At 56.1% G+C, this 8,797-nt stretch carries 10 protein-coding genes and 1 pseudogene; 3 read left to right on the plus strand and 8 right to left on the minus strand.

Translation table 11 applies throughout. From position 1 onward, the window contains the following. Positions 1–180: 180 nt before the first annotated feature. Positions 181–1,692, minus strand: coding sequence for a nucleobase:cation symporter-2 family protein (locus Q0X28_RS08130; protein ID WP_298577535.1), 1,512 nt, complete (start codon positions 1,690–1,692; stop codon positions 181–183). Between the two features lie 119 nt (positions 1,693–1,811). Here Q0X28_RS08130 and Q0X28_RS08135 point away from each other — a divergent pair, with 119 nt between their 5' ends. Beyond that, complete coding sequence (locus Q0X28_RS08135) at positions 1,812–2,075, plus strand: cell division protein CrgA (RefSeq protein WP_296239326.1); 264 nt, start codon at positions 1,812–1,814, stop codon at positions 2,073–2,075. Positions 2,076–2,396: 321 nt separating this feature from the next. Continuing rightward, positions 2,397–2,921 carry a hypothetical protein gene (locus Q0X28_RS08140; protein ID WP_296239324.1) on the plus strand — a complete coding sequence of 175 codons (525 nt, stop codon included), beginning with the start codon at positions 2,397–2,399 and terminating at the stop codon, positions 2,919–2,921. Positions 2,922–2,982: 61 nt separating this feature from the next. Here Q0X28_RS08140 and Q0X28_RS08145 read toward each other — a convergent pair whose 3' ends face one another. Both Q0X28_RS08145 and Q0X28_RS08150 read right to left on the minus strand, forming a co-directional pair. Beyond that, positions 2,983–3,807, minus strand: a complete 825-nt coding sequence (locus tag Q0X28_RS08145) for a rhomboid family intramembrane serine protease (protein WP_296239322.1) — start codon at positions 3,805–3,807, stop codon at positions 2,983–2,985. A 28-nt stretch (positions 3,808–3,835) separates the two neighbouring features. Then, entirely contained in the window at positions 3,836–4,363 is a 528-nt protein-coding gene (locus tag Q0X28_RS08150) for a peptidylprolyl isomerase (RefSeq protein WP_298577538.1), read from the minus strand. Between the two features lie 99 nt (positions 4,364–4,462). Between Q0X28_RS08150 and Q0X28_RS08155 the strand changes: the two genes are divergently transcribed. Continuing rightward, the gene (locus tag Q0X28_RS08155) at positions 4,463–4,639 is read left to right on the plus strand and encodes a hypothetical protein (protein ID WP_296239319.1); all 177 of its coding nucleotides are present in this window, start codon (positions 4,463–4,465) and stop codon (positions 4,637–4,639) included. Between the two features lie 211 nt (positions 4,640–4,850). Here the strand turns inward: Q0X28_RS08155 and Q0X28_RS08160 are convergent, their stop codons facing one another. From Q0X28_RS08160 to Q0X28_RS08180, 5 genes and pseudogenes are all read right to left on the minus strand, one after another. After that, positions 4,851–6,203, minus strand: coding sequence for a metallophosphoesterase (locus tag Q0X28_RS08160; protein WP_298577540.1), 1,353 nt, complete (start codon positions 6,201–6,203; stop codon positions 4,851–4,853). A gap of 100 nt (positions 6,204–6,303) precedes the next feature. Beyond that, a pseudogene (gene zupT, locus Q0X28_RS08165) lies at positions 6,304–7,097 on the minus strand (zinc transporter ZupT). A gap of 284 nt (positions 7,098–7,381) precedes the next feature. Continuing rightward, positions 7,382–7,729, minus strand: coding sequence for a helix-turn-helix domain-containing protein (locus Q0X28_RS08170; protein ID WP_298577542.1), 348 nt, complete (start codon positions 7,727–7,729; stop codon positions 7,382–7,384). Next, positions 7,720–8,082, minus strand: coding sequence for a Fic family protein (locus tag Q0X28_RS08175; RefSeq protein ID WP_298577546.1), 363 nt, complete (start codon positions 8,080–8,082; stop codon positions 7,720–7,722). The genes Q0X28_RS08170 and Q0X28_RS08175 overlap by 10 nt, the downstream gene beginning before the upstream one ends. 36 nt (positions 8,083–8,118) lie before the next feature. Next, positions 8,119–8,313: a hypothetical protein gene (locus Q0X28_RS08180; RefSeq protein WP_296239309.1), complete on the minus strand. Its 195-nt coding sequence runs from the start codon at positions 8,311–8,313 to the stop codon at positions 8,119–8,121. Positions 8,314–8,797: the final 484 nt, after the last annotated feature.

Consider the following 8,797-nt stretch of genomic DNA (forward strand, 5'->3'; position numbering starts at 1 on the left):
CGCATCTCTTCCTCAGACGGCAAGGAAATACAGACTGGGTGGACTGCACAAGCAGTCCACCCAGTTTTTTATGCGTTCGTGGTGGGGCGTTCGTGTTATCCGCCCGCATGTCGTGGCCTTCGTGTTGAGGCGTGCGTGTTGAGGCGTGCGTGTTGAGGCGTGCGTGTTGAGGCGTGCGTGTTATGCGTCTGATGACATGTCCTCGTGCAGCTGGTGCGGGTCGTCACCCTTCCCGTCATCGTTCGCATCCTCCACACCGAACTCGCCACCACGCGGCGCATCATGCGCGGCAGGCTTGCCGGCCTGCTCCGTCGGCGCATTATGGCCCGTATTGAACAGCAGGTTGAGGATAATAGCAGCCACCGCACCAATGCAGATGCCGGAGGAGAGGAACGTCTGCAGGGCAGCCGGCATAGTGGAGAACAAGGTGGGGGAGACGGCGGGCAGTAGTGCCAGGGCTGTGGGCACGGCCACCACCCAAATATTGGTGTTGGTAAACGTCACCTTGGACAAGGTGCGGACACCGCTCGCGGCAACGGTACCGAAGAGGGCGATCCCGGCGCCGCCCAGCACGGGGGCAGGAATGGCAGCAATAACTTCCGCTGCCTTGGGCAGCAGGCCCAGCACAATGAGGATGCCGCCAGCCGATGCCGTCACATAGCGGCTCTTCACCCCAGTAATGCTGAGCACGCCAATGTTCTGGGCGAAGGCCGTGTACTGGAAGGTGTTCATAAAGCCGCCCAGCATGGTGGCAAAACCGTCGGCGCGGAGGGCGTCGGCGATGCGCCGCTTGGTGATGGGGGTTTGGGTGGCTTCACCGATGGCCAGCACGTCACCGGTGGCTTCCACCATGGTGACGAGGGAGACGATACACATGGCAATGATGGCCGCCGGCTGGAATTGCAGGCCAAAGGCCAGGGGGCGGGTGACGCCCACCCAGTTGGCTTTCTCGATGCCGTCAAAGTTCACCATGCCCAGGGGGATGCACACGAGGAAGCCTGCGATCATGCCGACGAGGACGGAGATGCGGGCCAGCCAGCCGGGCCCGAAGCGTTCGATGATGAGGATAAGCAGCAGTACGCCCATGGCGATACCGATATTGAGTCCAGATCCAAAGCTGCCGTTGGCTTTTGCGGCAGAGGAGCCGCCTACCCAGTCTGCCGCCACCGGCATGAGCGTGAGGCCGATGATGAGGAGGACGGTACCCGTCACCAGGGGTGGGAAGAAGCGCAGGAGGCGGGAGAACAACGGCGCGAAGAGGATGATAAAGAGTCCCGAGCAGACGACGGCACCGTAGATGGCGCCCAGACCGTATTGGCTGCCGATGGTGACCATGGGGATGGCGGCGGAAAAGGTGCAGCCTTGAATGAGAGGGAGGCGGACACCGAAGCGCCAGACGCCGATGGATTGCACGATGGTGGCGATGCCGGCGACGAGGAGGTCCGCGGTGATGAGGTGCGGGATGTAGCTGGGATCCATTTTTCCGGCCTGGACCAGTGCGGATCCCACGAAGAGAGGGACGGCGACGGCACCGGCGTAGCAGGCGAGGACGTGTTGGAAGCCCAGGATGAGGAGCTGCCAGAACCCCGGGTTGGCGTTGACATCGGGGTGCATGGCGGTGTTGTCAGCGGGGTTGGTGCTGACGACACCAGGTTGGCTGGAGGCAGGAGAGGATGCTGGCTCGGTGCTCATGGGTGTTAGTTTACGGGCTGGGTTATGCAGTTGTGTAAGCGAAATGTGCCCTTTTAGCTGTGCGTTGGTAGATTAGGAGGGTAATCCATCGCAAAGTGCGGTGGCCGTGAAAGGACATTATGCCTAAGTCGAAAGTGACGAAGACTGACCTTTCTGAGGGTGTGAGCCGTACTCCCGTGAAGGTGAAGCAGGCGACCACCCCGATCGTGTGGCTCGTTGTTATGGGTATCTGCCTGGTGCTTGGCCTTGCCTGGATCATCATGTACTACCTGGTGGCCGGCCGTGGCATTATCCCGTTTGTGGATACTCTGGGTGCCTGGAACTACGCGATTGCCTTTGGCCTGATGGTGATCGGTCTTCTAATGACGTTGCGGTGGCGTTAGCTCGCTGCCATCTGCTTGTGGCAGTTTGTCCGTGTCGGTTTCGACCGTATCGATAGCTGCTCGAGCGATTACGTAACGTGATAATCCCCGATGCTTTGCGCATCGGGGATTTTTGTGTGGGTGCGGGTGCCACTCTCCCGCTTTAGAAAGTTATCCACAGAATCCACAGGCTGTGGATAAAGACACGTGTGCGTAGTCCAATCTATTTTCCTCTTAGATTTGTATTATGATTGCTGGTACGACAGCTAAGAATAATTATTCTGTGAATTACACCTCTGTAATTCATCCACAATGTGGATAACCCTGTGGAGAAATGTGTTGATGCCATCCGATAACCCCATCCGGTACGCATGGTCGCCGAACATTACCTGGCGCATCGTAGGCATCATCATCGGCGCCATCCTTTTCGCCCTCTCCTTCATGCCCAACGTGAGCATCGGCGGACAGATTCTCCTCATCCTCGCCGCCTTCATCGTCATCTGCAGTGGACTCGCCGGCCTCATCCGCCGCCCCCGCCTCGTCATCACTGACACCGACCTACACGTGCGTCGCACCTTCCGCGACCACGTCTACCCCCTCTACTCCATCCACGGCTTCCGCATCGACCGCCCCAGCGGCATCATCCAACGTTTCCCCATGCTCACCTTTGACATCGCCCGCGTCGAGGACTGGGCTGACCTCCGCACCGAGTACGATCAGCACCACACTCTCCCCCTACCTCTCCCCGCCATGGAGAACCGCCAACGCGATACCCTCGAGGTCGTCACCTGGGGCGATATTGGCGTCAACCCCCACCGTATTGTCGCCGACCTCGAAGAAGCCGGCATCCGCAACCTCAACAACTAACATTTCAGCGCCGCTGTCGCTTTCCGGCACCGTCACCCCACTGCGTCCGCTAGCCGCCCGCTTACGCCCCCACCGACGGAGCCATTTGCGTCGCGTGGTTCACCAGCGCCTGCATGTTCTCCACCCCAAATACCAGCGCAATAATCACCAGCACCGCCACCACCGCGGTAGCCCCCCAACCCCACGCATTCACTTGCTTCTCCGTCACATAGACGGGCAGCTCCTCCCCCGTCTCCGGGTGCAGCATCACGCCGCCCGCCTTATTGCGGCGCCGCCGAGACTTCGCCACCCACATCGGCACGAAAATGAACGCCCCCGCCACTAGGAAGCCCACCACGAAACCACCCAGGTGCGCCTGGATGGAGATACCCGGCTGGGTAATGCCAATCACCACATTCAGCATGATGACAGTGATGATGCCGGACAGTTTCGCCTTCAACGCCATCACCACCACCAGCTCCGCACCTAGCAGACCGAAGATGGCACCGGACGCGCCGGCGGTAGCGGACTCGGGGCTGGAAAACCACACCACAGTGGCGGAGCCGGCCAGTAGCGACAGCAGGTAGAGGGCGGTGAAGCGGAGCGACCCCAACGCCCCTTCCACGTCCCGCCCCAGCACCCACAGGGCGTACATGTTAAAGACAATGTGCAGCAGGCCAAAGTGCATGAACCCGCTGCTCAGAAGCCGCCAGTATTGGCCAAACCCCAGCGCGTAGGGCACCAGCACGGTGTCATTGAGCAGGGGGGAAGTGACGGAGGTGTTGAGGAATGTGCCGCCCTGGACGGAAACAACTAGATAGAGGGCGACATTGACGATAACAAGCAGCCACGTAGCGGGCGACTTCTTGAAGGTGGAGGCGAAATCGGCCCGCTGCGTGGCTGTCATATGTATATCCCCTGTGTGGAGTTTGTGGTTAGAGTTCGACGACGTCGATGGATTCGATGACGACGTCCTCCAGCGGACGATCCCGCATGTCGGTGGGAACCTTAGCCAGGGCGTCCACGACGGCCTGGGAGTCAGCGTCGACAACCTCACCGAAGATGGTGTGGTGCATGTTGAGCCACGGGGTGGGGGCGACGGTGATGAAGAACTGGGAACCGTTGGTGCCGGGGCCGGCATTGGCCATGGCAAGCAGGTAGGGGCGGTCGAAGGTGAGTTCGGTGGTGAACTCGTCCTCGAAGCGGTAGCCGGGGCCGCCGGTGCCGGTGCCGGTGGGGTCGCCGCCCTGGATCATGAAGCCATCGATGATGCGGTGGAAGATGGCGCCGTCGTAGAACGGGCCTTCCTTGCCGCCTTTGGCGTTGGGGGTGGTGTAGTCGGCGGAGCCGTCGGCGAGGCCGATGAAGTTCTTCACGGTCTTGGGGGCGTGGTTACCGAAGAGCTCGATAACAATATCGCCCTTGTTGGTGTGCAGGGTCGCTTGTGCGGTTGCTTTGCTCATGTATCCCATCGTGCCAGGTTTATGGGATTCTCACCATCTGTTGGTGAATTTTCGCAGATTGGTGGTGCAAAGTTTGAGCTGGTATGGCACGCTTAAGGCATGAATATTAAGCAAGCTGTATCCGTGGTCAAGAAAGTGGCGCCACTCATTCCAGTGTTCGGTAACTGGAAAAAGGCCACCGGTGCTTACCTCGCCATCCAGTACGTTGCTCCCCTGGTCCTGGAGCTGCTGAACAATAAGAAAAAAGAGCTGGAAGTAAAGTACAACAAGCAATAATCCTGAGCCGGAGTAAGCGCTAGTAGAGCTAGTACAGCTGGTACCGCGGATTACAGCTTTACTCATAGTTGCGCGTGCACGTCGTGGTTGATTAAGCACGACGTGCACGCGCGATTTTTCTTGACCCTTATTATGGCCAACTATTCGCCCCGGTTATCCCGCTATTCGGCTCGTTGGTCCACAATTGTTGGGGGAATGCACTGGTTGGCGATTATTGCTTCTTAACTGGGGGAATGCTGACCGGAAGATAGTAGGTCGCCACCTCAAAGTAGGCGGACTTTTCCGCTTTAAAAGGGGTCACCGTTGGCTTCATTGAAGGTTGCTGACGGTGCAGACTTTCCCGCGCAATGCCCAGATAGTCGGGGTCGTTGGATTCCCGCGGATCCGCCGCAAATCTGGTGAAACCAGCAAAGCGTTGAGCAAAGTTGAGATGCTTCACGAAGGAATCTTGCGGATTGTTGTAGTAGAGGACATCTTTACTCGTCAACAGGGAAGGTTTCTTGGCCGCCACAAAGGGGGATGCCGCCAGCATTTCGATGGTGTTATGGGTGAAATCAAACTGGAGAAGCCCAAGGAGGCCATTCCCACCGTCGTAATACTCCTGGTAATCCTGCAATATGTGGATAACGGCATGGCCCTTATCGTTGCGGGTAACGATCGTCCCTGAACCAGCATTGTGGCCGCTGAGCGTCAAAAATATTTGGTCATTTTTTCTGATGAAGTCATCCCACAGGTGCTGGCCATACGTTCCCGTTAAACGGACCTGGTTACCCTCAGGTTTCAGAATCTCATGAGTGGTCAAGATGACAGGCAAGCTGGGGTGCTGGTCAATGACTCTTTGGGCCCACTGGAGAACACGATCACTGGCCTGGTATGCCAGTGCCAGAACAAGAAAACTGTGCCCTTCAGCAGTGAAGATATGGTACTCGGACTCGTTATTGAGTTCGACAAAACGCTCCCGGAACGTCGGATTACGGCGAGCACGGTCCACAGAGAACCAGGTGGAGAACAGAGGATAGTTCTGCGGCATTTTCCCATCAAGGAGAGATGGGTTTGTCTTTACCTCAATCTCACGCGGGAAATGGATTTTCTGCGCGCCATCGTTCGCATAGTAGCCGGCTTCTTCCGCGATTTTATTCGCTGAACCTCCCACTACTGGGATGGGCCCCATATCGTGATTTCCTGGTGCCACCGAGTAGGGGATTCCAGCTTGCTCCAAGGTGCGCATGGCGACGTCCGCGGCCTTCCACTGGCCTTCCTGAATGGAATTATCAACAACGTCGCCTAGGTGGACAGCGAACTTCAGACCAAAGGCCTTTTTGTTCTTCACCAGCCATGCGGTTTGAACTTTGTAAGGTTCGCTGCCGTACTTTGTCATGAAGTGATCGCCGGCTGGAAAACTACCGGCGGACTCATACTGGGTGTCGGGAAAGACCGCCATGGTGAAGCGGGACGCTAGCGGCGCAGTTTCCGCATGGCCCGCTGGTAGCGGGGATACGAGGGAGAATGTGACTGCTGTTAGCAGGGCAGAGCACGCCACTGCACTTGAAACCTTGATCTTCATGGGACACAGGGTAGTGTGCGGAGGTTGTAGCAATCCGACTGCCCTGTGGCCTACTGCTAAATAGAACACGAACAGAGTTAATGGAGGATAAACGGCAGACCTACAGGAAAAGCAGTAACGACAGCGCCATTACCGCCATGCCAGCGATAAGACCGTAAATGGCGTGGTGGTGCTCCCCGTATTCCTCCGCGGTGGGGAGTAGCTCGTCGAATGAAATAAACACCATAATGCCAGCTACTGCCGCAAACACTACGCCAAAAACGGTGTCAGTCAAGAAGTTTCGGAGCACCAGCCAGCCAATGAGCGCCCCTAGCGGCTCCGACAACCCCGACGCAAAGGAGAGCCAAAAGCCTTTTTGCGGGAGCCGGTAGCGTAGTAAACGGGGACCGAGACGGCGATACCTTCGGGGATGTTATGGATGGCGATAGCTACCGCCACGGGGATAGCAAGGGAGGGGTCTTGCAGTCCGGAAAGGAATGTGGCGAAGCCTTCCGGGAAGTTGTGAATGGCAAGGGCTGCGGCGGTCATGAGGCCGGTCCGCATGAGTTTCTTGTTCTTCTGGTTGTCGTAGTCTTCTGGCTTGTGTACCTCGTGCGGGTTAGTGTTCTCCGGCACGGCTTTATCCAGCAGCGCAATGATGAGGATCCCGGCGAAGAAACCGGCCGCTGTCACCCAGGATGCCCAAGTAGGGGAGTGGTCCTTCACGATGGCATCCCGCGCTGTGGGCATGATTTCTACGAAGGAGACGTAGATCATGACGCCGGCGGAGAAACCGAGAGACACCGCAAGGAATGTGGCGTTGGTGCGTTTAGCGAAGAACGCAATGGCGGAGCCGATGCCGGTGGCCAGGCCGGCTAGGAGTGTGAGGGTGAAGGCGATAGCGGTAGGGGTCACGTGAGTTCTCGCTTTTCATGTGGTTCTCGCGTCCAACCTTCGCCCCCACACACGCGCCTTCACGGGGGCACAAAAGCTGCGCTGACCTGAATGTTTCTTTCTGCTGGTCATCGTTTGGGCAGAAAAATGACGAGCCTCCGAGGCCTGAATCCACCACCCCAAACCAATCACTTGGCCCAAGTCTGGGCTAGGTTTCAGAACCATTTAACGGAGATTACCTGCCATGCTACCTCAGACCCGCGTAATAGTTAGTATTACCTAAGTTTGTGTGGCTTTAGCTACCGTTATAACAGCTTCCTGAGATCGAGTAGTTTTTCTCCTTGTTCCGTAAGTGTGAACACCAACGGACGTTTGTTTACTGCCTCGATGAGGCCTTTGTCAGTGAGGGATTTCAACACTGAGCGTACAGTTTGTTTCGACCGTTCGAGGAAATCGGCAACTTCGTCGAGCGTGACACCATTCCTGGGTCCAAACAGAAGCACTTGTCCCAACATAAACAGGGTCGCAATCTGGTAATCACCAAGATCCTTCTCGGTCTTCTTGAGGGTGTCTATACGCTCTTCCAGGCTTCTGAGGCTCCGCCACCGGACACGTAACTGCTCCTCCAAATCATTCTGTGCGGCTAGGAGCATAGCGAGCATATTGTTAACAAAAACGTCGCTTCGCCTCTGTTCAGTGGGTTCTCTACATGAGCAAAGGCTTTGTAATATTTATCCTTCTGCTTCCTAACTTGTGCAGACAAGGACAGAGCCGTTGGTGCCGATAGGACCTGGCGCAGCTTGAGAGCCAGTAGAAAACGACCGAACCGTCCATTACCGTCATAGAACGGGTGGGTGTGTTCAACCATGAAATGGGCCATGAAGGCGCTGACGAGCCAAGGTCTGCTGTCATCGGTGCTGGCATCAAGCATCACGCTCAGGCGGCTCTTAATTTCGTCCTCTCCGTACACACCTTTATGGACCGCTGAGTTTGATCCATCTGTGATATATACCGGGCCTGCACGAAAGAGCTCTCCATCTGGTTAGTTGTCTTTCGTGACCTCGGCACCAAGTAGTTGATCGTAAAGTGCGCGCAGACCTTCCAGCGTCTGGGGAAACTCGGAGTCTTGGCTGTCATCTTTTTGAATGAGCAGCTTAAAGGTGCTCACCATTTCATGAAAACGCTTAGGTGGGGTGGAGTTATCGTTGTGTGTAGCTGTATCCAGTGCTTCAGCCACTTCCTGCCTGCTTGATTGGACGTTCTCAATTTCGTTTGTAGAGTGAATTTCCTCCACGAGTAGCGTCCCTAAGAAGTGGTATCGAGCGACTCTTGGCAGCATTGTCCACAGCCTCTGGACCTCATTCTCTGTTCTCCACACCTTTTCTTCAAGAAGCACCCTATTTTATAGAAACCATGATTTTTATAAAATAGGCTCACTCTACGAGCATCCTTATTTATCGGAATCGTGAGTTTTATAAATATGGGGCCTACTATGCACCCTCTATTTGCTAAAAACAGCGATTTTATCAAATAGAGATGAAAAGACAACAGATATAAAGATAAACAGTCCGGCTCCCCGCAGAAATGCTTTCACCAGTCAAAATAAAGAAAAGCGCAGGTTCTGTACTACCTGCGCTTTTGTAATTGTGGAGCATAGGGGAATCGAACCCCTGACCCTGTCTCTTATACACATCTGACGCTGCCGACGATACTCCTTGTGT

The sequence above is a fragment of the uncultured Lawsonella sp. genome, from assembly GCF_947252745.1.
GTDB lineage: Bacteria > Actinomycetota > Actinomycetes > Mycobacteriales > Mycobacteriaceae > Lawsonella.